23 protein-coding genes and 1 other RNA gene are annotated in these 25,304 nt (G+C 66.1%); 7 read left to right on the top strand and 17 right to left on the bottom strand.

From position 1 onward, the window contains the following. Positions 1-63: 63 nt before the first annotated feature. The 4 genes from ubiB to lspA all read right to left on the bottom strand — a co-directional run bounded on the left by ubiB (position 64) and on the right by lspA (position 3,717). Positions 64-1,611, bottom strand: a complete 1,548-nt coding sequence (ubiB, locus tag ACODTW_RS14515) for a 2-polyprenylphenol 6-hydroxylase (protein WP_488946736.1) — start codon at positions 1,609-1,611, stop codon at positions 64-66. A gap of 11 nt (positions 1,612-1,622) precedes the next feature. After that, positions 1,623-2,426, bottom strand: a complete 804-nt coding sequence (locus ACODTW_RS14510) for a class I SAM-dependent methyltransferase (RefSeq protein WP_488946735.1) — start codon at positions 2,424-2,426, stop codon at positions 1,623-1,625. A gap of 209 nt (positions 2,427-2,635) precedes the next feature. Then, entirely contained in the window at positions 2,636-3,136 is a 501-nt protein-coding gene (locus tag ACODTW_RS14505) for a DUF3035 domain-containing protein (RefSeq protein ID WP_488946734.1), read from the bottom strand. Between the two features lie 35 nt (positions 3,137-3,171). Further along, positions 3,172-3,717 carry a signal peptidase II gene (gene lspA, locus ACODTW_RS14500; protein ID WP_488946733.1) on the bottom strand — a complete coding sequence of 182 codons (546 nt, stop codon included), beginning with the start codon at positions 3,715-3,717 and terminating at the stop codon, positions 3,172-3,174. Positions 3,718-3,935: 218 nt separating this feature from the next. Here lspA and efp point away from each other — a divergent pair, with 218 nt between their 5' ends. Further along, the gene (efp, locus tag ACODTW_RS14495; RefSeq protein WP_488946732.1) at positions 3,936-4,502 is read left to right on the top strand and encodes an elongation factor P; all 567 of its coding nucleotides are present in this window, start codon (positions 3,936-3,938) and stop codon (positions 4,500-4,502) included. Positions 4,503-4,662: 160 nt separating this feature from the next. Then, complete coding sequence (locus ACODTW_RS14490) at positions 4,663-5,496, top strand: inositol monophosphatase family protein (RefSeq protein WP_488946731.1); 834 nt, start codon at positions 4,663-4,665, stop codon at positions 5,494-5,496. 63 nt (positions 5,497-5,559) lie between these two features. On the opposite strand, the gene ACODTW_RS14485 is transcribed toward ACODTW_RS14490, so the two are convergent. Together ACODTW_RS14485 and ACODTW_RS14480 are read right to left on the bottom strand one after the other, a co-directional pair. Beyond that, positions 5,560-6,432: a glucosamine kinase nucleotide-binding domain-containing protein gene (locus ACODTW_RS14485; RefSeq protein WP_488946730.1), complete on the bottom strand. Its 873-nt coding sequence runs from the start codon at positions 6,430-6,432 to the stop codon at positions 5,560-5,562. A 29-nt stretch (positions 6,433-6,461) separates the two neighbouring features. Next, positions 6,462-9,656 carry a YhdP family protein gene (locus ACODTW_RS14480; protein ID WP_488946729.1) on the bottom strand — a complete coding sequence of 1,065 codons (3,195 nt, stop codon included), beginning with the start codon at positions 9,654-9,656 and terminating at the stop codon, positions 6,462-6,464. 122 nt (positions 9,657-9,778) lie between these two features. Here ACODTW_RS14480 and ACODTW_RS14475 point away from each other — a divergent pair, with 122 nt between their 5' ends. Next, on the top strand, positions 9,779-12,724 hold the full coding sequence (locus ACODTW_RS14475) for a bifunctional [glutamine synthetase] adenylyltransferase/[glutamine synthetase]-adenylyl-L-tyrosine phosphorylase (protein WP_488946728.1): 2,946 nt from the start codon (positions 9,779-9,781) through the stop codon (positions 12,722-12,724). A 2-nt stretch (positions 12,725-12,726) separates the two neighbouring features. Here the strand turns inward: ACODTW_RS14475 and ACODTW_RS14470 are convergent, their stop codons facing one another. After that, positions 12,727-13,269, bottom strand: coding sequence for a DinB family protein (locus ACODTW_RS14470; RefSeq protein ID WP_488946727.1), 543 nt, complete (start codon positions 13,267-13,269; stop codon positions 12,727-12,729). Positions 13,270-13,370: 101 nt separating this feature from the next. On the opposite strand from ACODTW_RS14470, the gene bcp reads away from it, so the two are divergent. After that, positions 13,371-13,835, top strand: coding sequence for a thioredoxin-dependent thiol peroxidase (bcp, locus tag ACODTW_RS14465; RefSeq protein WP_488946726.1), 465 nt, complete (start codon positions 13,371-13,373; stop codon positions 13,833-13,835). A 74-nt stretch (positions 13,836-13,909) separates the two neighbouring features. On the opposite strand, the gene ACODTW_RS14460 is transcribed toward bcp, so the two are convergent. Both ACODTW_RS14460 and ACODTW_RS14455 read right to left on the bottom strand, forming a co-directional pair. Further along, positions 13,910-14,779 carry a MipA/OmpV family protein gene (locus tag ACODTW_RS14460; RefSeq protein WP_488946725.1) on the bottom strand — a complete coding sequence of 290 codons (870 nt, stop codon included), beginning with the start codon at positions 14,777-14,779 and terminating at the stop codon, positions 13,910-13,912. Positions 14,780-14,912: 133 nt separating this feature from the next. Beyond that, positions 14,913-15,455, bottom strand: a complete 543-nt coding sequence (locus tag ACODTW_RS14455; RefSeq protein WP_488946724.1) for a carboxymuconolactone decarboxylase family protein — start codon at positions 15,453-15,455, stop codon at positions 14,913-14,915. 139 nt (positions 15,456-15,594) lie between these two features. Between ACODTW_RS14455 and ACODTW_RS14450 the strand changes: the two genes are divergently transcribed. Next, complete coding sequence (locus tag ACODTW_RS14450) at positions 15,595-16,425, top strand: AraC family transcriptional regulator (protein WP_488946723.1); 831 nt, start codon at positions 15,595-15,597, stop codon at positions 16,423-16,425. On the opposite strand, the gene ACODTW_RS14445 is transcribed toward ACODTW_RS14450, so the two are convergent. The 7 genes from ACODTW_RS14445 to ctrA form a co-directional block, all read right to left on the bottom strand. Continuing rightward, positions 16,403-17,149, bottom strand: a complete 747-nt coding sequence (locus tag ACODTW_RS14445; RefSeq protein ID WP_488946722.1) for an enoyl-CoA hydratase-related protein — start codon at positions 17,147-17,149, stop codon at positions 16,403-16,405. The genes ACODTW_RS14450 and ACODTW_RS14445 overlap by 23 nt on opposite strands. 105 nt (positions 17,150-17,254) lie before the next feature. Further along, a complete protein-coding gene (locus ACODTW_RS14440; protein ID WP_488946721.1) occupies positions 17,255-17,623 on the bottom strand; it encodes a TfoX/Sxy family protein in 369 nt (122 codons plus the stop codon). A 3-nt stretch (positions 17,624-17,626) separates the two neighbouring features. Continuing rightward, entirely contained in the window at positions 17,627-18,124 is a 498-nt protein-coding gene (locus ACODTW_RS14435) for an SspB family protein (protein WP_488946720.1), read from the bottom strand. A 308-nt stretch (positions 18,125-18,432) separates the two neighbouring features. Then, positions 18,433-18,786: a transfer-messenger RNA gene (ssrA, locus tag ACODTW_RS14430) on the bottom strand. 16 nt (positions 18,787-18,802) lie between these two features. After that, positions 18,803-20,533, bottom strand: coding sequence for a gamma-glutamyltransferase (gene ggt / locus ACODTW_RS14425; RefSeq protein ID WP_488946719.1), 1,731 nt, complete (start codon positions 20,531-20,533; stop codon positions 18,803-18,805). A gap of 130 nt (positions 20,534-20,663) precedes the next feature. Next, positions 20,664-21,731 (bottom strand): NAD(P)/FAD-dependent oxidoreductase, encoded by a 1,068-nt coding sequence (locus tag ACODTW_RS14420; protein ID WP_488946718.1) that lies wholly within the window; start codon positions 21,729-21,731, stop codon positions 20,664-20,666. Beyond that, positions 21,728-22,438, bottom strand: a complete 711-nt coding sequence (gene ctrA / locus ACODTW_RS14415) for a response regulator transcription factor CtrA (protein WP_488946717.1) — start codon at positions 22,436-22,438, stop codon at positions 21,728-21,730. The genes ACODTW_RS14420 and ctrA overlap by 4 nt, the downstream gene beginning before the upstream one ends. Positions 22,439-22,605: 167 nt before the next feature. Here ctrA and fliI point away from each other — a divergent pair, with 167 nt between their 5' ends. Both fliI and ACODTW_RS14405 read left to right on the top strand, forming a co-directional pair. Beyond that, positions 22,606-23,934: a flagellar protein export ATPase FliI gene (gene fliI, locus ACODTW_RS14410; protein ID WP_488946716.1), complete on the top strand. Its 1,329-nt coding sequence runs from the start codon at positions 22,606-22,608 to the stop codon at positions 23,932-23,934. Then, positions 23,931-24,374 carry a flagellar FliJ family protein gene (locus ACODTW_RS14405; RefSeq protein WP_488946715.1) on the top strand — a complete coding sequence of 148 codons (444 nt, stop codon included), beginning with the start codon at positions 23,931-23,933 and terminating at the stop codon, positions 24,372-24,374. The genes fliI and ACODTW_RS14405 overlap by 4 nt, the downstream gene beginning before the upstream one ends. Before the next feature lie 39 nt (positions 24,375-24,413). Here the strand turns inward: ACODTW_RS14405 and ACODTW_RS14400 are convergent, their stop codons facing one another. Then, positions 24,414-25,259 (bottom strand): DUF5694 domain-containing protein, encoded by an 846-nt coding sequence (locus tag ACODTW_RS14400; RefSeq protein WP_488946714.1) that lies wholly within the window; start codon positions 25,257-25,259, stop codon positions 24,414-24,416. Between the last annotated feature and the right edge of the window lie 45 nt (positions 25,260-25,304).

Here is a 25,304-nt window from a genome sequence, read left to right as displayed (position 1 = left end):
CTCCCCGCCTCATCCACTGGTCGCCAGCCTAAGTCCGGCTGGCGGGGACCGCAATGTCGGGGATCAAAGAGCGGCGAGGAAAAGTCCCGCAGCCGCGACCAGCAATGTCGCCCAGCCCAGCCGCCGCCAGCGCCGTCCCTCCCGCAGCCGGGCCGCATTCAGCGCCGCCACCGTATCGGGATGCAGGCGCAGGCCCCCGCCCTCGGCCAGCATATTGACGGTCCGTTCCAGGTCGCGGACCAGCGTCGGGATACGACCGGCGATGCCGGTGATATTGTTCAACAGATCGGCGATGCGCGCCTCCGGCCCGCGATTCTCGATCATCCAGCGTTCGATCAGCGGCCGGGCCAGTTCCCACATGTTCACATGCGGGTTCAGCACGCGTCCCATGCCCTCCGCCGTCAGCATGCTTTTCTGCAAAAGCAGCAATTGCGGCTGCGTCTCCATCTGGAACTTTTCCGTGATGGCGAAAAGCTGGGCCAGCAGGCGACCGACGGAAATGTCGGACAGGGGACGGCCATGCAAGGGCTCCCCGATGGAGCGCACGGCCTGCTTGAACAGTTCCTGATCCTGGGTCGCCGGCACGAATCCGGCATCGAAATGCACCTTGGCGACCAGATCGTAATCGCGGTTCAGGAACCCGATCAGCATGTCGGCCAGATAAAGCCGCGTCTGCCGGTCGATGCGGCCCATGATGCCGAAATCCACGGCGACCAGCCGACCCGCCGCCGTCACGAACATGTTGCCGGGATGCATGTCGGCATGGAAGAAGCCGTCGCGGAAAACCTGATTGAAGAAGGCCTCCGCCGCATGGGCCAGCAGCCCGTCGGTGGCGATGCCCGCCGCGCGGATATCCTCCAGCTTGTCCACCGAAAAGCCGATGACCCGCTCCTGCGTCATCACCCGCTTGGCCGACCGGTCCCAGTCGATGGTGGGCACGCCAAAGGCCTCGTCGCCGGCGAAATTCTCCGCCAGTTCGGATGCCGCCGCCGCTTCCATGCGCAGGTCCATCTCCAGCGCCACGGTGCGGGCAAAGGTCTCCACCACGGCCAAGGGCTTCAGCCGGCGCAGCTTGGGCTGCAAGGTGACCGCCCAGTCGGCCAGCCAGAGCAGCAGGTCGATATCGCGCTGGAACGCCTGCTCGATCCCCGGGCGCAGCACCTTCACGGCGACGGCGCGGCCGTCGGGCGTTTCGGCGAAATGCACCTGGGCGATGCTGGCGGCGGCCACGGCCTGATCATCGAACCGGGCGTAAAGCGTGTCGATGGGCCGGTCCAGCTCCGCCTCGATGATGGCGCGGGCCTCCGTCCCTGGAAAGGCGGGCAGACGGTCGCGCAGCTCCGCCAGATCGTCGGCCACCTCCTCCCCCACCAGATCGGCGCGGATGGACAGGACCTGCCCCAGCTTGATGAAGCTGGGTCCCAGCGCCTGCAGGGCGGCGGCCAGACGCTGACCTGGGCGGCCGGGCGCGCGGTTGCGGTTGCCCAGACGCAGGATCAGGGCCAGCAGCGGCGCGCTGTCACGGAAAAGCTCCACCGGCAGGGCGCCATGGCGCCCCAGGGTGCGGCCGATCACGGCCATGCGCAGCAGATTGCGGAAGGTACGCAGCATGATGGCGGCGCCTAGACGCGCCAGCCGGAATGGATGCAGGCGATGCCACCGGACAGGTTGCGCGCCCTGGCCCCCGTGAAGCCCGCCGCCTCGATCCGGCGGCACAAGGCCTGCTGTTCGGGGAAGCGGCGGATGCTTTCCACCAGATACTGATAGCTCTCCCGGTCACCGGCCACCATCTGCCCCAGCTTGGGCAGCAGGTGGAAGGAATAGCTGTCATAGATGTCGCGCAGCACCGGGATCACGACATGGCTGAATTCCAGGCAGAAGAAGCGCCCACCCGGCTTCAGCACGCGCCGCGCCTCCGCCAGGGCCTTGTCGATGCGCGTCACATTGCGCAGGCCGAACGCAATCGTATAAGCGTCCATGGAGCGCGAGGGGAACGGCAGGTCTTCGGCATTGCCCACGGTCCAGTCGATGCCGGTCAGCAGGCCGCCATCAATGCCGCGGTCACGCCCGACGCGGACCATGGCCTCTGTCAGGTCGCAGACGGTGACGTCGGCGCCCGGCGCCTTCTTCTTCAGGCGAAAGGCAATGTCGCCCGTGCCCCCGGCCACATCCAGCAGCGCTTCCCCGTCACGCGGACGGACCAGATCGACGAAGGCATCCTTCCACAACCGGTGGATGCCCATCGACATCAGGTCGTTCATCAGATCGTACTTGCCGGCCACACTGCCGAACACGCCTTGAACCAGGGGGGCCTTTTCGGTCGGGTCAATCTCCCGGAAGCCGAAAAAGCGTCCCTCCTCCCCGGCGGGCGGACGGGGCGGGATGCCATTGGTGGCGGCGGCGGGGCGTGCGGCGGCGTCAGTCATGGGGCGAACATAGGCCGCGGACACGCCGTTGGGAAGCCGGTGCGATAGCTTGTCCCAACATGTCTGCTTTTCTGACGCCGGGCGGGCGCATCCGCGGGCTTTTTCTGTTCCCTCAAACGCCGGGCGGGCGCGGGCCGGCGGTCGCCGGCCTGATTTTGCCTTGCCCTGGTCGCCGGCCTGGGCGCCCCGTTCCACAGGCCGGTCTTGCGTCACTTCTCGTTGGTGCGCGTCGTCGACAGGGTGGCGCCGGCCGGCGGCAGCACTTCGGGATTCTGCGTGTCCTTCCAGAACATCAGCTTGTCCAGAAACGACGGGCTGGCGACGACGACGCCCGGATTCTCCCGGTCGACCAGGGCACGGATGTCCGGGTTGACCTGATCGGCCCCGGCCTGCGACAGCAGGGCGCCTTCGCCCTTGGTCTGCTGCGGGCTCTTGCGCGGATCGATCAGGGCGCCGTTGCCCGCACTGCTGGCGCCGAAGACGCTGGCCTGGGAACGGGTATCACGCTCCATCTCCTGCGGACGCGGGCTGCCCGGCTGCGGCGGACGCAGGTGGAAATCGGGCGGCACTTCCAGCGGGGCGCGGGCCACCACCATGAATTCGTCCGGCGCGTCATGGCCGCCAAACATGCCGCAGCCCGACAGCAGGCCGCCCATGGCGATGAACCCGATGGCCGGCACGGCCTTGCGCACTTGCTTCAACACACCCATGGTCCGATCCGTACCCTTGAAACGAGGAGCGAAGATTAGCGCCGCTCGGCGTCGGAGAACAGCCCGTCAATCAACAACAGGCCCACCCCGACCACGATGCAGCTATCCGCCACGTTGAATGCCGGCCAGTGCCAGCCCGCGACGTGAAAGTCAAGGAAATCGGCGACAGCACCGAAGCGCAGCCGGTCGATCACATTGCCGACGGCACCACCAACCACCAGACCGGTGGCCAGTGCCTGCAGACGGCGTTCCGTGCGACGCGCCCAATAAAGCAGCACGGCGCAGAAAACGAAGGCCACTGCCGTCAGCACATAGGGCATCAGGTCATGCTGGCTGTAGAACATGGAAAAGCTGACGCCGAAATTCCAGGCTGTGACCAGATTGAAGAAGCCTGTCACCTCGATGGCGGGCGCCACAGCCTGACAATCCGGCCCCGGCGGGCCCGACAGACAGGGCAGCACGGTTGTCAGCATCCAGTGTTTGGAAAGCTGGTCGGATACAATGGCCAGGAAGGCCGTCAGACCTGTCAGCCATCGCAACCGCTTCCACACCGCACCCTTACCCACGTCAAACGCACCCATGTTCCACTGCCGACATCACCTGTTCTCAGCCGCCTTATACCCCAAACACGGCGGAAAGGCGGCAAATGGTCGGTGGGAACGATAAAATTCCGTCAATGCCGCCCCTGCGTGGCCCGCCGGTTGCCTATGCGGCGGGCGGGGATACGCGACATTTGCCTATAAGGGGGCAACCTGTTAGGTTCCGCGCCGCTCGATTCCTTATGTTTGAGAAGCGTGTCATGAAGGTCAATGCGAACACCATGCGCAAGGGTCATATCCTTGAGCATAACGGCCGTCTCTATGTCATCACCGGCACCCAGATCGTGCAGCCCGGCAAGGGCGGCGCCTTCATCCAGCTGGAAATGAAGGACGTGAAGAGCGGCAACAAGAATATCGAGCGCTTCCGCACCGGCGAAGCCGTCGAGCGCGCTCGCCTGGACGATCATGACATGACGTTCCTGTTCGCCGAAGACGACAATTACACCTTCATGGACAAGGAGACCTTTGAACAGGTCACCATTTCCGGCGAGATCATCGGCGACGGCAAGATCTTCCTGGCTGACGGCATGGAAGTCGTCGTGCAGTCCTTCGAAGGTACCCCGCTCTCGGTCGAGCTGCCGCAGTCCGTTGTCCTGACGATCACCGAGGCCGACCCGGTGGTGAAGGGCCAGACCGCTTCTTCGTCCTACAAGCCGGCCGTCCTGGAAAATGGCGCCCGTGTCCTGGTGCCGCCGCATATCGAAGCCGGCACCAAGATCGTCGTCAATATCGAGACCGGCGAATATATGGAACGCTATAAGGACTGAGTTTTGGCGGGCCGGCGAACACCGGCCTTGGAAGCTTCGCTTCCGTTTTAGCCAGTCCTACGGCACAGACGCCCGCGCGGAGTTTCACGCGCGGGCGTTTCGCTTTTAAATAGGCGGGCCTCAATCCCGCAGTTTCTTCGTCATCGTGGAGTGTTCGACCATGGCAGCCCGTTCGGCCATCCTGAACGTCATGACCCGTGCGGCCGAGAAAGCCGGCAAGGCCATCCTGCGCGATTTCGGCGAGGTCGAGCATTTGCAGGTGTCCCGCAAGGGCCCGTCGGACTTCGTGTCCGCCGCCGACCAGAAGGCCGAACGCATCGTCCGCGAGGAATTGTCCAAGGCCCGCCCCGATTTCGGCTTCCTGCTGGAAGAAGGCGGGGAGATCAAGGGCAAGGACGCCTCCCATCGCTTCATCGTCGATCCGCTGGACGGCACCACCAATTTCCTGCACGGCCTGCCGCACTGGGCCGTTTCCATCGCGCTGGAGCGCGAGGGCGAGATCATCGCCGGCGTCGTCTATGAACCCGTGCATGACGAGATGTTCTGGGCGGAAAAGGGCGCTGGCGCTTTCCTGAACCATTCCCGCCTGCGCGTCTCCTCCCGCCGTGCGCTGGCCGACAGCGTCATCGCCACGGGCATCCCCTTCAAGGGCCATGGCAATGCCCCCGTGTTCCTGACCCAGTTGGAGGCCCTGATGGGCCAGGTGGCGGGCATCCGCCGCTGGGGTGCAGCCTCGCTGGATCTGGCCTACACGGCCGCGGGCCGCTTCGACGGCTTCTTCGAAGCCGACCTGAAGCCCTGGGACATGGCGGCGGGCCTGCTGCTGGTCACCGAAGCCGGCGGTTTCGTCAGCGAGATCGGCCAGGGCAAGACCCCGCTGGCCAGCGGCTCCATCCTGGCCGCCAACGCCAACCTGCATTCGCATCTGGCGCTGGTCCTGCGCAATGCCGGCAAGCCCAAGGTGGCACCCGCTGCCGCAGCGCCCAAGGCCTGATCGGCGCTTATTGGTCAGTGCGAAGGGGCCGGGAAGGGCGACAGCCGCTTTCCGGCCCCATTTTCATAGCGCCGACGCACGCGCCATCAGCAACGCGCCATCCAGGGCGTCCCCCTGCGGGGCCGACAGCACCGCCGCCACCCAGGGCGGCATCCAGTCGCGCAGCACGGGCGCCAGCCCGCCCATCAGGCAGACCGACGGCGCCCCCAGTTCCCGCAGGCGGCGGATATAGGCCGTCAGCAGATCCGCCTGTTCGCGAAGCAACCGGTCTGCTACCCGGTCCCCCCGGCGCGCCCATTCCACGGCCAGTGGCGCCAGCGCCCCGTAATCGGCCGGGCGGGCATGACCGACCCAGTCCACGACGCTGGCCGGGCTGCCGCCAAGCTGTTGCAGCACAGCCATGGTGAAGTCGGTCTGCGGTCCGATCCCGTCATGCCCATGCAGGGCGGCACGGATGGCGGCGCGGCCCAGGGCCGCCCCAGACCCGTCATCCGACACCTCGAACCCCCAGCCGCCAATACCCTGCCCCGCACCGCCAATGATCAGATAGCCCGCACTGCCCGTGCCCGCGACCAGGATGGCCCCGTCACCCCCGCCATGGGCGCCCAGACAGGCAATGTGTGCATCATGATGGACGGTGATGGTCGCAAAACGGACGGGGGCTGTCTGCTCCACCCGGCGCACATCGCCATCCTTGACGATGCCTGCCAGGCCCAGCGCAATATGGATTCGGGCATAGGCATCGGCCCCCAGTCCGGCCCGGGTCAGCGCCTGATCGGTGGCGTCCAGCACCGCCCCCCAGGCCATCTCCAGCCCCAGGCGGATATTGGCGCCCCCGCCCTCCCCCGTGCCCAACAGGGTGCCGGCGGCATCGGTCAGCCGCGCCCGGCAATGCGTGCCACCGCCATCGATGCCCAGGTAAAGGGGGGATTGCATGTGACACGCCTCCGGGGTTGCGCCGTTCGTCAGGGCTTGGGTGCGGAATCCTTGTGCGCCGGGACGTCCTTGGGCATCTCCTCCCCCGCCGGCTGGGGCAGGAAGAACAGGTTGCGCAGGAAGCCCGGCGCCAGTACGGCCAACGGATTGACCGCCACATCCAGATTATCGGTCGGCCCCTTCACCTTGTAGGTGGCGGCGAACAGCCCCTGTCCTTCCCCGCCGACCAGCAGGTCGCCCAGCAGCGGGATGGCGCCCAGCAGCTTGTTGACGGTAGAGAACGGCACGATCGTGCCCTGCAGGGCGACATCGTCGCGCTTGATATCGACATTGCCTTCCAGCGTCAGCCCCACCTGCGAGCCGGACGTGCGCATATCGCGCAGGGTGATCCCGTCCTTGTGCCACAGGAAATCGCCTGACAGCCGGGAAAAGGCGATGGGCTGACCCGACATGAAATTAGCGAATCCGCGCGGAGAGGTGGCCGACAGGAGACGGGCCAGGACGGGCGCCTTCTGCACCTGATAGTCGCTGAGGTCGGCCTTGCCGGCGATGGCCTGGCCCGGATCGTCCGGTACGCTGCGCCCCGACAGGGTCAGCTTGCCGCCCTTGATCTGGCTCAGCACGTCCAGGCCATAAAGCGTGGCGCCGGCTTCATCGGTATCGGCCGTCAGGGTCAACACGCGGGCATCATCGGGGTCGGGGGCGTAGCGTACCTTCAGGTGCCCCGCCTCTCCCACCTCCGCATCCAGATCGGTGCGGTACCAGATGCGGGTATCCCGGTCCATGCGGCCCTTGGCATTGCGCAGTTCGCGGCCCTCGTCACCCATGATGGCGCGGCCCAGATCGAACTGGATGGACAGCGGCGTCTTGGGCTTGGCGTCTTCCGCGGGGTCGGGTTGGATGACCTTGCCGTCCGGTCCCTTGTTCTTGCCGCGGAAGGGGCGCACGTCGAAACTGGCCCCGGCCACATCGATGGCCAGGCCACCCTTGCCGTCGGTGTCGCGAAGATCGATGCGGGCGTCACTCTCGCCCAGCTTGAACTGGTCCAGGCGCAGATGCGACAGGCCATAATCCTCCGGTCGCAGCTCCATGGACCCGATGGCCGTCAATTCCTGTGTCGTCACCACGAAGGCGGGGATCAGGATGGGCTTGCCATCCTTGAAGCGGACGGTGACCCGGCCCTGCCCCGGCTTGTCGGCCGGCTTCTGCCATTTCAGCACATCGATCTTCAGGACCGACGGGGTCAGGTCGATATCGGCCTGGATGGTCTGCGTCCGGCCCTCGGCGCCATGTTCGCTGGTATAAACCATGTCGACATTGGCAGGACCGTTCAGCCAGTCGGGGAAGTCCAGGTGGAAGCGGCGGCGCTGTTCATCATCCAGCCGGCCGCGCACCCGCACCTGGGTGCCGATGGGCGCCTCTGCCGGGAAATTCTCCAGCCATTCCACCTGCGACGGCACACCGTTCAGCAGGGCCGTGCCCGACAGGTGCAGGTCCTTGCCCGTGACCGACAGGTCCAGCATGCCTCCCGTGGCCGTGATGTCGGACACGATATTGGGCACCGACACGTCGGCCAGGGTCGCGGTGCCGTCCAACTGCACCATGTCCATGGTCAGGTCGCGCACCAGGGGGAACGCGAAATGCATGTCCGTGCGGGCGGTGCCGCCCACACGCTCGGGCACCAGATTGACCTTGGCGGCATAGCCCAGCGGCGGATGATCCAGCACGGTCAGGGCCGATGACACGGGCCCCTCCAGCCCGACCCTGATGTCGATCCGGTGCATGTCGCTGGTGTCCAGGCCCAGGATACGGACCAGGCCCGACGCCACCTTCATGTGCAGCAGGCTGCCATCCTTGATGGTGATATCGAAGCTCTTGCCATCGAATGTGGCGGTGGCAGCGACGCCCGTGACCGGTGGCAACGGCCGGCGGTAATGGACCGTGAAACCCGACAGGGCGAAGTCACCCTGCATGCGCGACACCTGGAAGGAATCGGGATCGTCGATCGGGCCCGACCCTTCCAGGATGAAGCCGGTGCGGTCGAAACGGCCGTCGGCCATGTTCCCGACCATCCAGGAGCGGACATTCTCCTTCACCCCCACCGGCCAGTAATGCCCCAGGTCGGCCATTGCCAGGCCGGTCAGCTCGGTATTCAGCGCCAGGGCGATCTGCCCTTCCTTCTGCGACGCCGTGCCGTTGACCGTCAGGGTGGTGCCCCCGGCCAGATCCAGATTGAACCGGTCCAGTGTCAGATGACGGCCGGCATCGTTCAAGGTGCCATGCAGTTCCACATGGTCGAAATCCAGCGGTTGCGGCAGTTGCCCTGGCAGCGACAGCCGCCCCTTGCCCCCGGTCAACCCCAGGATCAGGTTGGCGGGCGTCAGGTCGGATTTCAGTTCCAGCAGCACCGACCCCGCCAGCGTCACATCCAGGGCGCGCAGCGGGTGCAGCACGGGGGCGATCTCTGCGAAATCGGCAGGCGCAATGTCCGCCATCTCGCTGCGCAGCATGATGCTGCCATCGTCGGCCCGCCAGGTGACCTCGGCGGAGACCTGGTTGATCTTGCCACCCAGGTCGATCCCCGCCGCTGCCGTCCCGCGCACGCCCCGCACATCGCGGCGCAGGCGCAGGTCCAGGCGCGGCACCTGCCATTTCGTCGCCGTGGCCAGATTGGCCACCACCAGCTTGCCGCGGGTGATGCGCAGGTCGCGCAGCGCCCCCATGGTCGCTTCCGGATCGGGCGGGCGGCGCATCTGGTCGATCAGGTCGGCCAGGATGCGGGCACCGGCACCAGGATCGGAACCATCATTGCCGATATCCAGGCGGAACCCGCCTTCTGCCGTGCGTTCGGCATAAAGGCTGGGTTCGATCAGGTCGATGCGGGTGGGGGCCACCCGGCCCCGCAGCAGCGCCGGCACCGACAGGCCCAGGCGCATTTCCGGCACGGCGCCCAGCAAGGCACCGCTGGCGCCATGCGCTTCCACTCCCTTCACGCGGATATCGACCGGCGTGCCGAACCCGACCCAGGCCAGTTCGGTGGAGGCCACCTGCAAGGTCACCGGCCCTTCGCGCGACAGTTCCTGCATCAGGTAGGGTGTGATGAAATCGACGGCCACCGGCCCCTGCTGCGTCAGGCGGAAGGCCAGATACCCGCCCGCCAGCAGGACCACCAGCAAAAGGCCGGCGATCAGTTCCAACAGGACAAGGGCAGAGTGACGCAGCATCAGTTTCGGTTCTCCGGCCCATAGGACCGGGGTGTGACGGACAGCTTGACCAGGCAACCGGGCGGGGGGCAGTCTGACGCCCCGTCCGGTATCGACGCCTGGGATAGCCCGGCAGAGGCATCATGTTCAATCAAGAATCCCTCCCCCGCCTTGGTGATCCGCAGCGCGCCGCCGTCGGACTTGAACATTGGCATGATGCCAGCGGTCCTGGCTGTGATCCCGATCTGGCCCAATTCGCCCGTTCCTATGCCACCGATCCCGCCGGTCGCGCCGTGCTGGAAGCCGTGTTCGCCAACAGCCCCTTCCTGGGTCAGGCCCTGGTACGGGAGATGGGCTTCTTCCGCACCATCCTGGAAAAGGGCTTCGAAACGGCCTTTGCCGACCTTGTCCAGGGTCTGTGGCGCGATCATGGCGCGGAAACCAGCAGCGAACGCCTGATGAAGGCGCTGCGCATCGCCAAGCGGCGCGCGGCCCTGCTGATCGGGCTGGCCGACATGGGCGGCGACTGGCCGCTGGAACAGGTGACAGGGGCGCTTTCCGATTTCGCCCAGGCGGCCCTGCAACTGACCACCCGGCTGGTGCTGCGTCAGGCGGTGACGTCGGGCAAGCTGATCGTGCCCGACCCGGCCGAACCGGAAAAGGGCAGCGGCTATATCGTGCTGGCCATGGGCAAGTTCGGCGCGCGTGAACTGAATTACAGCTCCGACATCGACCTGATCATCTTCTATGACGATGGCATCGTGCAGGTCCCGGATGGGGAGATGACGAAGCTGTTCGTGCGGGTGACGCGCGAGTTGGTGCGGATCATGGATGACCGTACGGCCGATGGGTACGTCTTCCGCACCGACCTGCGCCTGCGCCCCGACCCCGGCGCAACACCCGTGGCCGTCAGCGTGTCGGCGGCGGAAGCCTATTACAGCAGCCTGGGCCAGAACTGGGAACGGGCCGCCATGATCAAGGCAAGGCCCGTGGCCGGCGATCTGGAGGCCGGCCGGGGCTTCATGGACATCATCCGGCACTTCATCTGGCGCCGGAACCTGGACTTCGCCGCCATCCAGGACATCCATTCCATCAAGCGCCAGATCGGTGCCCACAAGGGCCACCGGGAAAAGACCGTCAATGGCCACAATATCAAGATCGGGCGCGGCGGAATCCGGGAGATCGAATTCTTCGCCCAGACCCAGCAGTTGATCTATGGCGGGCGCGACCGTTCCTTGCGCACCTGTGGCACGGTGGAAACGCTCTATGCCCTGGTGGAGGCGGACCGGGTGGAGAAGTCGGTCGCCGACGACCTGTCCAATGCCTACCGCTTCCTGCGGACCGTCGAACATCGCGTGCAGATGGTGGATGACCAGCAGACGCACGAACTGCCCAAGACGGATGAAGGCGTGGCCCGCATCGCCGCCTTCCTGGGCTTCCCCGACGATGCCGCCTTCCGCGCCCGGCTGATGGCGACGCTGGGGGTGGTGGAAGACCATTATGACGGCCTGTTCGCGGAGAGCCCGGCCTTGTCCGGGTCCGGCAGCCTGGTGTTCACGGGCACGGAGGATGATCCCGACACGATGGAGACGCTGCGCGGCATGGGGTACGAGAACCCGTCCGCCGTCGCCGGCCAGATCCGCGCCTGGCACCATGGCCGCTACCGCGCCACGCGCAGCCAGCGGGCGCGGGAGTTGCTGACCGAACTGGTGCCCACGCTCTTGGCCGCCTTCGGCCGCACGGCCCATCCCGACCATGCCTTCCTGAAATTTGACGAGTTCCTGGCCCGGCTGCCGGCGGGCGTGCAGCTGTTCAGCCTGTTTTACGCCAATCCCAACCTGCTGGATCTGGTGGCAGAGGTCATGGGCACGGCCCCGCGCCTGGCCGACCAGTTGGCGCGGCAGCCGCAGGCGCTGGATGCCGTGCTGCTGCCGGGATTTTTCGGCGCCCTGCCGGAACGGGACGAGCTGGAGCAAGGCTTCCACGCCCTGGTCGGCGGGGCGCAATATTTTGAGGAGGTTCTGGACCTGGCCCGCCGCTGGACCAACGAGCATCGGTTCCGCGCTGGCGTCCATATCCTGCGCCATGTCAGCGATGCCGACCGGCTGGGCGCCTTCCTGACCGACGTGGCGGAGGTCGGTCTGACCGGCATCCAGCAAGCGGTGGAGGATGAGTTCGCCAAACGCCATGGCCGCCTGCCCGGTGCCGGATTCGCCATTGTCGGGCTGGGCCGGGTGGGGGCCCGGTCCCTGATGCTGCGGTCGGACCTGGATCTGATCACGGTCTATGAGGTGCCGGAAGGGGTGACCCAGTCCGACGGTGACAAGCCCCTGTCACCCAACGATTATTTCATCAAACTGACTCAGCGTCTGGTCAATGCCATCACGGCCCAGACGGCGGAAGGCGCGCTGTATGAGGTCGACATGCGCCTGCGCCCCAGCGGCAATGCCGGGCCGCTGGCCGTCAGCTTTGAAGGGTTCGCCAGATATCAGCGCGACAGCGCCTGGACCTGGGAACATATGGCGCTGACCCGCGCCCGCCCGCTCACGGGGCCCACGCATCTGCGCGACCGGTTGACGGCGGAGATCCGCGCCGTGCTGACCCGCCCGCGCGATGCCGCCAAGCTGCGCGACGATGTCGCCTCCATGCGCGCGCGCATCGACCAGCAGCACCATACGACCGACATCTGGAGCGTGAAATATGTGCGCGGCGGCATGGTCGATATCCAGTTCATCGCCCAGTACCTGACCCTGCTGCACGCCCCGGAAAAGCCGGAGATCATCGATCCCAACACCACGGGCGCGCTGGCCTGGCTGGGCGACAGCGGGTATCTGGCGGTGGAGACGGCCAACAGGCTGATCGCCGCGCACAAGACCTGGCGCCGTGTGCAGGGCTTCCTGCGTCTGACGGTGGAAGGGTCCTTCGACGCCGCCAAGGCGCCCGCCGGCCTGAAAGCCGGCCTGCGCCGCGCCGCCCTGCCCGACGCGTCGGAAACCTTGGCCTTCGACGCGGTGGAGTCGGCCTTGCGGGAGATGGCGGCGGATGCCAAGGCGGCGTTCGACGCGGTGGTGGGGCCACCGGCGACGTAATCTCACACCGGTGCCCGCATCCCCGCCACGCCCAGCGACCCGTCGAACAGGCCCGGCAGGGCAGGCAGGTCGGTGACACCGGGGTCGACGCCCAGCTGCATCATCAGGGTAGTCGCCTGACCGCGATGGTGGGTGGCGTGGTTGAACATGTGCGTGACCGCCACCCAGGCCGGCTGGCTCCAGCGCGCCGGGTTGAAGCGGGTGACCCAGGACAAGGGGGCCGCCAGCCATTCCGCCGTCACCGTCTGCGCCGCCCAATGGGCGATATGCGCATCGGCTTCGGCGCGGCGGGCGACCAGATCTTCCCAGTCCGGGCAGAACAGCGCCTCACCCGCCGGCTTCGGCGCCTCTGTCCCTTCAAACCGGCTCATCCAGATCAGGTCGGCCCACAGGATATGGTCCAGCGTGCCGTGCAGCGACTTGAAGAAGGCACCCAGGTCGCGGCTGCGGTCTTCCGCCGGAATGGCGGTACAGGCCTGCATCAGCCGGCTGTTCATCCAGGTGCCATAGGCGGCCATGGTGCGCACATAATCGACACTGATCATCGGTTTCCCCTTTTCCGCCGCCGGCCCTGTTGACTATCGCGGGCCGCGTCTCAATTCTTCAGCCCGATCCTTATGACGCATGCCCCCAAGGAAACCCCGTGATGACCATCACCATCGGCCAGCCCGCCCCCGATTTCACCCTGCCGACCGACGGCAATGGCAGCGTCACCCTGTCGGCCCTGCGCGGCCGCAATGTCGTGGTCTATTTCTATCCCAAGGACGACACATCCGGCTGTACTACAGAGGCCTGCGGCTTTGGCGAATCGCTGCCGCATTTCGAGCAGGTGGACGCCACCATCATCGGCATTTCCAAGGACAGCGTCGCCAGCCATGACAAGTTCAAGGCCAAGTACAAGCTGCCCTTCATCCTGGCGTCGGACAAGGACAACGACGTGACGGAGCGGTTCGGCGCCTGGGTGGAAAAAAGCATGTATGGCCGCACCTATATGGGCATCGAACGCTGCACCTTCCTGATCGACAGGGAAGGCATCGTCCGCCAGGTCTGGCGCAAGGTGAAGGTGGCCGGCCATGTGGACGCCGTGCTGAAGGCCGTGCAGGGGCTCTGACAGACAGCACGCCGGCATGCGCGCCGTTGTCGCCCCGGCGACCCGCGCGTGCCGGCGTTCAGGACCGTCGGGCGTTACCGGACCACGGGCACCCGCGCGTCCGATTGCCAGAAGGCCCAGCGCACGCCCATGCCGATATTGACATTGGTCTTCTGCCGGAACAGGGGGCTGTCCTCGTTGACCGAGCCGCCATAATAGCCAAGCTGGGCCGCACCAAAGACCAGCAGCCGGTCATTGACGGGATAGGCCAGACCCAGGGTGGATTTGGTGCCGATATAGCCGGACTTGGCCTTGTAGGCGGGGCGACCCGCCGTCACATAGGCCTGTTCCACGGTGTAGAAATAATCATTCACGCCGTCGAAGCCGAAAATGGGGCCGATGGAGGCATAGCCACGGAACTTCGTGCCCCCCAGCGAGCGGTCGAACCAGCTCAGTTCCGGGTTCACGGTGATGCCTTCATAATCGAAGGCGACAAGGCGGGTGGCGATGACGGCGCGCAGTTCAACGCCCAGATCGACCTGCACCTCGTCCTTCTTGGGCTGGAAATGCCAGGTCAGCTTGGGGCCTGCTTCGATCAGCAGGTCCAGATCGGGCATGCCGCGCCGGGCGTCATTGTCCTTGCTGTCGACATCAAACGACCCGTCCAGGCCGATATCCAGTTCCAGCCGATCCTGCATCAGTTCCTGCCGGGCGCGCACGAAGCCATCATCGCCGATGCGCAGATTGTCGCCGCGATAGATCAGGAAAGGCACGGGCAAGGCCTTGAACTGCCCCTGCGACGCGGCCGGGTAATGGGCGATATAGCCGCCGGCGGCCAGCACGCTGCCCTCCCACAGGGGGGCCGTATCGTTCGTCGTCTCCATGCCGAACAGGGCCGACTGGGCGGCAACGGGGCCGGCCGTAGCCAGCAGGACGGCACAAAGGGCGGAAAGGCGGCGCATCATCGGGGCGGTGACCTGATCATGTTGCAGGGCGGCATAGCTCTATCCCATCAACGACGTCACCGCCAGCCTGTCACCGCAGGTCAAAAAGCGACAGGGGGTGCGGATTTCTCCCGCCCCCCCTGTCCCCCTGCCTTTAAGCCGCCAGAACCGGCGCCTTGGGGAAGTCCAGATCGGTCTGGATCAGGTGGTTGGCATAGTTGGTCAGGATATTGGCCACCGTGACCGTCAGCACCTCCAGCAACTCCGCCTCCGTCAGGCCGGCCGCACGGGCCTGGTCCAGGACGGGCGTGGCCACCAGGCCGCGGTCCCGGACGATGGCGTCGGCCAGACCGGCAATGGCGCTGGTGCGGGCGTCGGTGCCCTGGGCCCGGCGGGCGGCCAGGATCTCCGTCTCGCTCAACCCCGTCAGCTTGCCGACCAGGGAATGGGCCGACACGCAATATTCACAGTCATTGGCCTGCCCCACGGTCAGGGCAATGCGCTCCCGCTCCTTGGCCGACAGCGTGCCCTTGGCCGCGACATCGCCCAGGGCCAGATAAGCGTTCAGTGCGACCGGCGAATTGGCCAGCGTGGCGATCATGTTCGGCACCTTGCCCATTTTGGCGCGCACGGCGTCCAACTGCGGGGCAACAGTGGCGGCCGGGTTCTTCAGGTCGATCGGGGCGATACGGGACATTTTACATTCTCCTGTTCGTCGGGGGCGGCGGGATGCCGTCTGGACATGGACAGAAGGTTGCCATACGCTTCGATGCAAAATGTCCTGGATCGTTATCAATTCGTCTGGCCCGGTGCCTGGCGATGGGGAGCATGACACCATGGAACAGCAAGAGCCCGACCGGCTGGCCGCCTTGCTGGCGCGATTCCGGCTGTCGGCGGGTGTCTATTACACGGGCGCCCTGTGCGGGGTGGCGACCCTGGGGCCGGAGGATGGGTTGGGCCATCTGCACCTGCTGCGGTCGGGCCGGCTGACCATCTCGGGCGCGGGTCTTGCCCCGCAGCATTTTGAAGGGCCGGCGGCCCTGCTGCTGCCGCGCCCGCGCCTGCATCGCCTGGAAACGGCGGATGGTGAGGCGGCGGACATGGTCTGCGCCACCATCGCCATGGGCGGGCCGGCCAACCCCCTGCAACGCGCCCTGCCCCCGCTGCTGTCCCTGCCCCTGACGGGGGAGGATCTGCTGCACGGCGCCTTGGCGCTGCTGTTCACGGAAGCCGCGGGTCAATCCTGCGGGCGGCAGGCGGTGATGGACCGGCTGGCGGAGGTGGCGTTCATCTGTCTGCTGCGCCGGGGCATGGCGGCCGCGGCCGATGGTGTCGGCCTGCTGGCGGGGCTGGCGCATCCGGCCCTGGCCCGCCTGCTGGCCGCCCTGCATCAGGAACCGGGGGCCGACTGGACGCTGGAGACCATGGCGGACCGGGCCGGCATGTCGCGCAGCGTCTTCGCCCAGACCTTCCGCGCGGTGGTAGGCACGACGCCAGCCGACTATCTGCGCGGCTGGCGCCTGCATCTGGCCGGGGCCGCCCTGGCGGCTGGGCAGCCGCTGAAACAAGTGGCGCGGGACGTCGGCTATGCCAGCCATACGGCCCTGTCCCGCGCCCTGTCGCAGATGCGTCAGGCCGAGGACGTTACTTCTTCCCCTTCATCATGAAGGCCTGGAAGGCAGCGATGGCTTCGGGGGAGCGCAGGCGCTTGGCGAAGATCTCCGCTTCCTTGGCGATGACGGCCAGCACCTCGGCCGAATTGGGGCGCAGCAGGGCCTTGGTCTCCCGCATGGCACCCGCCGGCTTGGCGGCCAGCGCCTTGGCCTTGGTCAGGGCATGGGCCGCCAGATCGGCCGATGGCACGATCCCGGCCAGCACGCCGTTGGCCAGCGCCTCCTCGGCGGTCAGCGGCTCGCCCAGCATCAGCATGCGCGCGGCCTGCCCGTGGCCCATGGTGCGCGGCATCAGGATGGAGCTGCCACCCTCCGGTACCAGTCCCAGATCGATGAAGGGCACATGCAGCCGTGCTTCCGGCGAGGCATAGACCAGATCGCAATGGAACAGCATGGTGGTACCGATGCCGACGGCCATCCCGTCGACAGCGGCGACCAGCGGCAGGGGGCTGGTCGCCAAGTTTGCCAGAAAGCGGAACACGGGCGCATCCTGCCCCTGCGGCGGGTTGGCCAGGAAATCACCGATATCATTGCCGCCCGTGAAGAAACCGCCCGCGCCCTGGAACAGGATGACGCGCACGCCGTCCTGATCGGCACTGGCCATGGCGTCGGCCATGGCAGCGTACATGGCGGCGGTCAGCGCATTGCGCTTGTCGGCGCGGTTCAGGGTGATGGTCCGGACACCGTCCGCGTCATTCACCAGCACATGATCGGTCATTTCCGCTTTCCCCTCGGGCTTGGGCCATTATGGTTGGCGACAGGACGCCCGAAGCCGGTGGCGGCGTCAAGGTGAAAAGCGCACGACCGTGCGGAAAGGGCCGACTCAGCCCTGCGCCTTCCTGGCCCGCTTGGGCTTGGCCCGCGCGCGAAGGGCGACGGCATAGGCGTCACGGGCCCAGGGCAGCAGGCTGTCGCTGTCCTCCAGCACCTCTTCCGGCGGACGGTAATAGTTCATCTTCCGCTCCGGCTGGTCCGCGTAAGGGGCAAAAGCGGGCAAGTCGCGCGCCTCATAGGCGGCGCGGTTCTGGTCGTCGACCTTCAGGTAAAGCTCTTCCCAGGCGATCAGCGCAAAAGTCAGACCGTCCAGCGACAGGCCCCAGCCACCGAACATCGACTTGGCCACCACCGGCCCCAGCGGCGCCATCAGTTCCAGCACATGCGTAACGAAGGGCGGCTGGGGGCGGGGGGCCATGGGTTACTTCTTGCGGAAGGCATCCAGGGTGACAACCGTGCCGGTCGTCTTGGGCGCGTCGGCGGCATCTTCGGCGGCCGGTTCGTCCACCTCCGCCGCGACCTCTTCCTCTTCTTCCTCGATCAGAAGGTCGGGCATGTCGTCGGGCTGGAACTGCAGAACGAAATTCACCGACGGGTCGGCGAAGGTGATGATGGTGATGTAGGGAATGACCAGACGGCGCAGCACGCCACCGAAGCTCAGCGTCACGCTGAACCTCTCCGCTTCCACCGACAGGTCATAGAACTGGTACTGCAGGACGATCGTCATCTCCGTCGGATATTTGGCGCGGAGATAGTCGGGCAGTTCCACCCCTTCGGCGTCAGTGCGGAAGGTGATGTAGAAATGGTGTTCGCCGGGCAATTGCCCGCCCCGGGCCAGCACCTCACGCAGGGCCTGTCTGACCACGCCACGCTTGGCGGCCTCGACCATGCGGTCATAGCGGAGCATTTCCTGCGACATCGGTTAAGCGAACCCCTGGCAACGAACGCGACGGATCAATCCGTCTCCCATCGGTCCCAGACAAGCCTATTACGGGCGGATAATCAAGCGTCGGGCGCATAAGGACGGGTTCCCGCAGGCAGCCATGCGGGAATGCGGGGTATGAAGCGAACCGAAACGGCAATTTCGGCCGGCTGTGAACCGCCCGTCGGCGGTGGGAATGGGAGCCCTGACAGCCGGCGCCGCTTTGGTTCGCACGACGGCGCGCCTGCGCACGCAAAACGCCCGAGACGCAGATGCACCCGCCCGGCGCCTGAAGCTCAAAATAAGGTGGGGGGATTCTGTTGCCCAGCTCCCCCCGGGCTGCGACTTAAGCTAACTGACTAACGCCCTTAAGGGGGAATTAGGCAGCCATGCGAAGGTCAGACGCCGAGTTATCGTTGGCATCTATGAGGTTTGACCCGATAACGGCGGTATCATGCCGGGAGAAGACTATGCCTTTATTACGCGCGTCGATCCTGTTTCGCCCCCATGAACCCCGAACCATCAGGTCCGGGATGAATGGTGGAGGCGCCGGGTACCGCCCCCGGGTCCGCAACGTCTATTCCACACCGCGTTTATCCCCATAGTCGGGCGAACCCGACAGCTTCCATATAGGATGCCGGGGCGCGGAATGGAAGGGGTGTTTGCGGCCTTTTCTTACGGCGCCGCCGCCACCCCGTTGGACCGCGGGTCGGCCCCACCGCGCCATTGGCCGGTCATCTTGTCGATGCCGTTCAGCTTGCCGCCGAAATCATCGACCTTCACCTCATGCCCCATGGCGCGAAGCTGGTCGGCCATGCCGCCGACGCTGGTGCCCTGCTCGATGCGCAGCGTGTCGCCATTGCCCATGAAGGTGGGCAGGGCGATGGCCGTCCGGACGTCCAGCTTCCAGTCCAGCACACCGACAATGGCCTTGGCCACCTGGGCGATGATGGTGGGGCCGCCGGCGGCGCCGATGGCCAGCACCGGCTGCCCCTTCTCGTCATAGACGATGGTGGGCGACATGGAACTGCGCGGGCGTTTGCCCGGCTCCACCCGGTTGGCCGTAGGCAGGCCGTCCACATCGGGGATGAAATTGAAATCCGTCAGCTCGTTATTCAGCACATAGCCGTCGACCAGGATGCCAGACCCGTAGATATCCTCGATGGTCGAGGTCATGGACACGACATTGCCGGCTTCGTCCGCGACGGAGAAATGGGTAGTGCCGGGAATTTCATTGTCGGGAATGTCGGACACGCGCGGCGCGTCCTTGGGATTGCCGGGCGTGGCCTTGGGCATGGCCTTCTTCGGATCGATCAGCTTGGCCCGGTCCTTGATATAGGCAGGGTCGGTCAGCCCCTCGACCGGCACCTTCACATGGTCGGGATCGCCCAGCCACTTGGCACGGTCGGCATAGGCCAGCCGCATTGATTCGCCCAGGATATGCCACGCCTCCACGCTGTCCGGGCCCATGGCGGGAATGTCGAACCCTTCCATCTGCTTCAGGATGGCCAGGACGGCGATGCCGCCGGAAGAGGGCGGCCCCATGCCGCAGACCGTATAGACCCGATAGGTGCCGCAGACGGGCGGGCGCGGTACGGCGCGGTAATTCGCCATGTCCTCGGCCGTGATCACGCTGGGATGACGGGGTGAGGCGGCCACGGCGGCGCGCAGCTTTTCCCCCGCCGGTCCCTTGTAGAAGGCATCCGCCCCCTTCTCCGCGATCAGGGTCAAGAGATCGGCCAGCTTCGGGTTCCTGATGGTGGAACCGGCGGGCTTGGGCTTGCCATCGGGCTGGAAATAGATCTCCTGCGCTTCCTTGGAGACTTTCAGCAGCGGGGTCTGCTCCTCCAGCATGCTGACCATGCGCGGGGTCACGGCATAGCCGTCGCGGGCCAGTTTGATGGCCGGCTGGAACAGCGCCTTCCAGGGCAGCTTGCCATGGCGGGAATGCACCAGTTCCGCCAGCTTCAGATTGCCCGGCACGCCGACCGACAGACCGCCCGACCGCGCATCCTCGTACTCCATTTCCTGCCCGTCCTTGGTCATGAACCGGTCGGGCTTGGCGGCACCGGGCGCTTCCTCACGCCCGTCATAGCTGAACGTGTCCTTGGTGCCGGCCGGGTGGTACAGCAGGAAGCCGCCACCGCCGATGCCCGACGATTCGGGTTCCACCACCGTCAGGGCCAGCATCAGGGCGATGGCCGCGTCGGCGGCGCTGCCCCCCTGACGCAGGATTTCCTGCCCCGCGGCGGTGGCGCGCGGATCGGCCGACGACACCATGGCCTTGCCCACCGGCACCGCCGTCACAACTGCACTTTCCTTCTGTGCCCAGGCCATCGTCGCCGGAACGGCCGACAGGGCGGTGGCAAGGCAGAGCGAGAGGGCAAGGGAGCGCAGACGGGTCATCGTGGGGGCTTCTCCGGCCGGTTTCGGGCGGAACAGCTTCACACGAAAACAACGCTTATCCTACTGTAAAATATTGATTATTTTGTAGGCAAGCTGATGCCGGGATGACCAATGCACCGGCCCCGGACGCTTACAGCAGCCAGCGCCCCTCGGCCCAGCGCAGGGCCCAGCGGGCGCGGCGGCCCAGTGTCCAGTGGCGGCCCCAGACGGCCAGCGCCTCACCCTGGTCCAGGTCGATGAACTGGGGCGGGCGGCGGTGCGGGGCCAGACGGGGCACCAGCCCCGTGGCCAGGGCCACCAGATTATAGGACAGCAGGCCCCAGCCCGCGTGGCGGCCGTCGGCCGGTGCCACGGCCTCTCCCGCTGCCAGCACGCGGTCCTGCCCGCCCACGCGCAGCTTGGCGTCGGTGCGCAGCCGCCCGTCGCCATCCACATCCAGCCCGCTGGTGCGCAGCCAGGCCGGGCCGGCAGCCCCCGTGGCATTCACGAACAGGTCGAAGGCGATGCGGTCGCCACCAGCCAGCACGGCCTCGTTGCCCTCCACCTTCGCCACGCTGGCCTTTTCCTGCAGGATGGCGCCATGGGCGGCCAGCCTTTCGATCAGGCGGATGCCGGCCGGTTCCGGCAGCCCCTTCAGCAGCCGGTCGCGCGTCAGCAGGGTGACCGCGACATGGCCGCCCAGCCGATCCGCCAGAAGTATGATGGACATGGCCAGCATGGCAGCGGTGACCCCGCCGCCGGCGATGGTCAGGGCCACGGCGCGGCCCGGATGCTGGTCGATGCGGGCTTCCAGGGCGGCGCGCAGGTCCAGAATCTGCGATAGCGGACGCGTGGTGAAGCAGCGGGGATGACCGATGGTTCCGGCAAGCGGCCGGGTCAGGGCCGGCGGGGCGATGGACAGCATGTCGAAGGAAAGCGGCTCGCCCTCATGCCGATGGACCAGCCCGGCCTTCAGTTCGATGCCGGTCACGTCGTCATCGATGGATTTGATCCCGGCCTCTGCGGCCAGAACCCCGCTGTCCAGCCGCGCCACCGCCGGTTCGATACGGCCGGCCAGCGTCGCGGGCACGGCTTCCGGCCAGACCATGGCGGCCGGGGCCAGCAGGGTAACATCGTGGCCGCGTCGGCGCAGTCCCGACAAATGTTTCAGCAGGGGCGTCCTTGCATGTCCGGCGCCCAGCAGCAGGATACGACTCACCCGGCGGCCTTCGCCGACGCTTGAGCTTCCGTGGGGTCACGCAGCACATAGCCGCGCCCCCAGACGGTATCGATATAGTTTTCGCCCTCGGTCGCCGTGGTCAGCTTCTTGCGCAGCTTGCAGACGAAGACGTCGATGATCTTCAGTTCCGGCTCGTCCATCCCGCCATAGAGATGGTTCAGGAACATTTCCTTGGTCAGCGTCGTGCCCTTGCGCAGGGACAGCAGTTCCAGGATGCCATATTCCTTGCCCGTCAGGTGCAGGGGTGCACCTTCCACGGTCGCCGTCTTGGCATCCAGGTTCACGGTCAGCTTGCCCGTGCGGATGATGCTTTCCGAATGGCCCTTGGACCGGCGGATGATGGCCTGGACGCGCGCGATCAGTTCGCGCTTGTCGAACGGCTTGGTCAGGTAATCGTCGGCGCCAAAGCCCAGACCCTTGATCTTGTTGTCCAGGTCGGACAGACCCGACAGGATCAGGATGGGGGTATTGACGCGCGAGGCGCGCAGCCGGCGCAGCACCTCGTACCCGTCCATGTCGGGCAGCATCAGGTCCAGGATGATGATGTCGTAATCATAGAGCTTGCCGATCTCCAGCCCGTCTTCCCCCAGGCTGGTGGCATCCACGATATACCCACCCTCGGCGGACAGCATCAGCTGGATGCTTTTCTGCATCGCGGCATCATCTTCGACCAGCAGGACACGCATGACCAGTTCCTCGGCAATCCATGGGCCCAACCCATCTAATGCAGATAGGTTAACAGAGGCTGTACAGATATGCTATCCGACCAACGGCAAGGCGAGGGGGATAGGCATGTCCATTGGTATGTGTTTGAATCCCACTCCGATATATTGCCCAAAAAACGGCGCCCGCCATGCTTGACCATGATCAGTTGCTGCAAGAGATCAATGCCCTGCCGACTTATTCCATTTTCGGGCGGGTGACCTCTGTCCTGGGCATGATGGTCGAAGTGGGTGGGGTGGAGCGGCGGCTGTCCATCGGCGGCCGCTGCCGCGTCATTACGCGTGGCGGCAAGCCCGTTCCCTGTGAAGTTGTGGGTTTCCGCGGCGGCCGCGCGCTGCTGATGCCCTTTGGCACGCTGGACGATATCGGGCTGGGCTGCCGGGCGGAGGTGGCGGAGGGGCAGGCGTCGATCTATCCGACCCAGGCCTGGCTGGGCCGCGTCATCAACGCCCTGGGCCAGCCCATCGACGGCAAGGGGCCGCTGCCGCAGGGCGAGGTGCCCTATCTGATCAAGGCTGGTCCGCCGCCTGCCCATGCCCGCAAGCGGGTGGGGGCAAAGATGGATCTGGGGGTGAAGTCCATCAACACCTTCCTGTCCTGCTGCCGCGGGCAGCGCATGGGCATCTTCGCCGGGTCGGGCGTGGGCAAGTCCGTGCTGATGTCCATGCTGGCCAAATATACCGAGGCCAATGTCAGCGTCATCGGCCTGATCGGCGAACGCGGCCGCGAGGTGCAGGAGTTTCTGGAGCACGACCTGGGCGAAGAGGGTGTGGCCCGCAGCGTGGTCATCGTCGCCACCTCTGACGAACCGCCTTTGATGCGCCGGCAGGCGGCCTACCTGACCTTCGCCGTTTCGGAATATTTCCGCGATCAGGATCAGGACGTGCTGTGCCTGATGGACAGCGTGACCCGTTTCGCCATGGCCCAGCGTGAGATCGGCCTGTCGGCCGGTGAACCGCCGACGACCAAGGGCTATCCGCCTACCGTCTTTGCCGAACTGCCGCGTCTGCTGGAACGCGCCGGGCCGGGCACGGGCCAGGGCACGATCAGCGGCCTGTTCACCGTGCTGGTCGAAGGTGGCGACATGGAGGAACCCATCGCCGATGCCGTCCGCGGTATCCTGGACGGCCATATTGTCATGGAACGCCGCATCGGCGAGCGTGGGCGCTATCCGGCCATCAACATTTTGCGGTCGGTGTCGCGGACCATGCCGGGCTGCAACACGCCCGAACAGAACGCCCTGGTCGGCAGGGCCCGTCGCCTGATGTCCGCCTATTCGGACATGGAGGAGATGATCCGCCTGGGTGCCTATCGCAAGGGCAGCGACCCGCAGGTGGACGAAGCCATCCATTACAACCCGGCGATCGAGGCCTTCCTGCGCCAGGGCAAGGGGGAGCGCAGCACATTGGACCAGGGCTATGCCGAACTGGCCGCCATCCTGGGAGGGGCTAGCGGATGAAGGATCTGAAACCGCTGATCCGCCTGAATCAGCGCGAGGTGGACCAGCGCCGCCGCGTGCTGGTGCAGTTGCAGGAAGCCCAGCAGCGACTGGTCGAAGAGCGGGAATCATTCGAACAGCGCGCCATCCTGGAACGCGATCTGGCGGCCAGCGACCTGCTGCTGGCCCGTGAATATCCCGCCTTTGCCAAGCGCGTGATCGCGACGCGAGAGGATTATGAACGCCGGGCCAGGACCTTGACGCTGGAGGTCAGCCGCGCCGAGGAGGCGGTGGCCGAGGCGTTCGTTGAGCTGAAGAAATTCGAGCAGGTGCAGGAACAGCGCGATCTGGCCGCCAAGGAAGCCCGCCGCTACCGCGAAACCCAGATGTTCGATGAAGTCGCCTCCATCCGCTTCTCCCGCCAGCAGGACGGTGCTGCGGATGATGGTACGGCGGGGTAGCGGCCCGACCCGGCCTTCCCCGCCCCGTCAGACACCGGATTATTTTCCGGCTTCTCCCCGCAGATAGGGGACCGGCTCAACCAGCGTGTACCCTGCCGTCTCGGCCGCGAAATGGCGCAGCCAATAGGCATGGCCGGCGCCATAGACGATCAGCACCCGGTCCCCCGGTTTCACCACCTGGGTCAGCTTGGCAAAGATGCGGGCATTGCGGGCGTACCAGCGGGCGTTCAGATCCGCCCCCGGCAGATTGCGGCCCTTGCCCATGGCCAGAAGCTGGTAATAGCCCTCCCCCTGGCCCCGGATGAACAGCGGATGGTCGGGCATGTTCATGTCGGCCAGGATGTCGGCAACGCTGCGCGTCTTCTGGTCCTGTTCCAGCTTGACCGCCGCCGCCTGGGCGGGTCCGAACAGCGCTTCCAGCCTGTCCGTCCGGCCATTGGCCTGCGCCCATTCCTGCACGGCCTCGAACGGGAAATAGTCGGGCTCCCCCTTCGCCGCCATTTCATCGATGGCATAGACCTGGGGCAGGCCCAGCTTGTTGGCCAGCCGATAGCCGATCTGCACCGTCTCGTTCGTGCTTTTCAGCAGATCGGCCGGCTTGAAGGCGGCATAGGCATTGTCCAGCATGCTGGCCTGATCCTTGGCCACCGCCTCCACGGCGACCACCGTCGGCTTGAACCGGGCCAGACGGTCGGCCAGTTCAGCCAGTTGCGCCTGCTTGGCCGGCGTGGTCACAGGATCGATCTGGGCATTCACCTTGTCCTGCCCTGGATTGCCGAAATGATAGGTGCCCAGCACCATCACCTGCACCGGTGCCTCCGCGGCCCCCGCGCAGGGCGCGCCCAGGGCCATCACCAGCCCGACCACCCCCAATAACCAACGCATGTCATTCCCCCTTGCACACGATATGACGTGTGAAAAGGCTATGCC

The sequence above is a fragment of the Niveispirillum sp. FG148 genome, from assembly GCF_057809655.1.
Note: the sequence above shows the minus strand (reverse complement) of the source record. Positions and strands in the feature narration are given on the sequence as shown.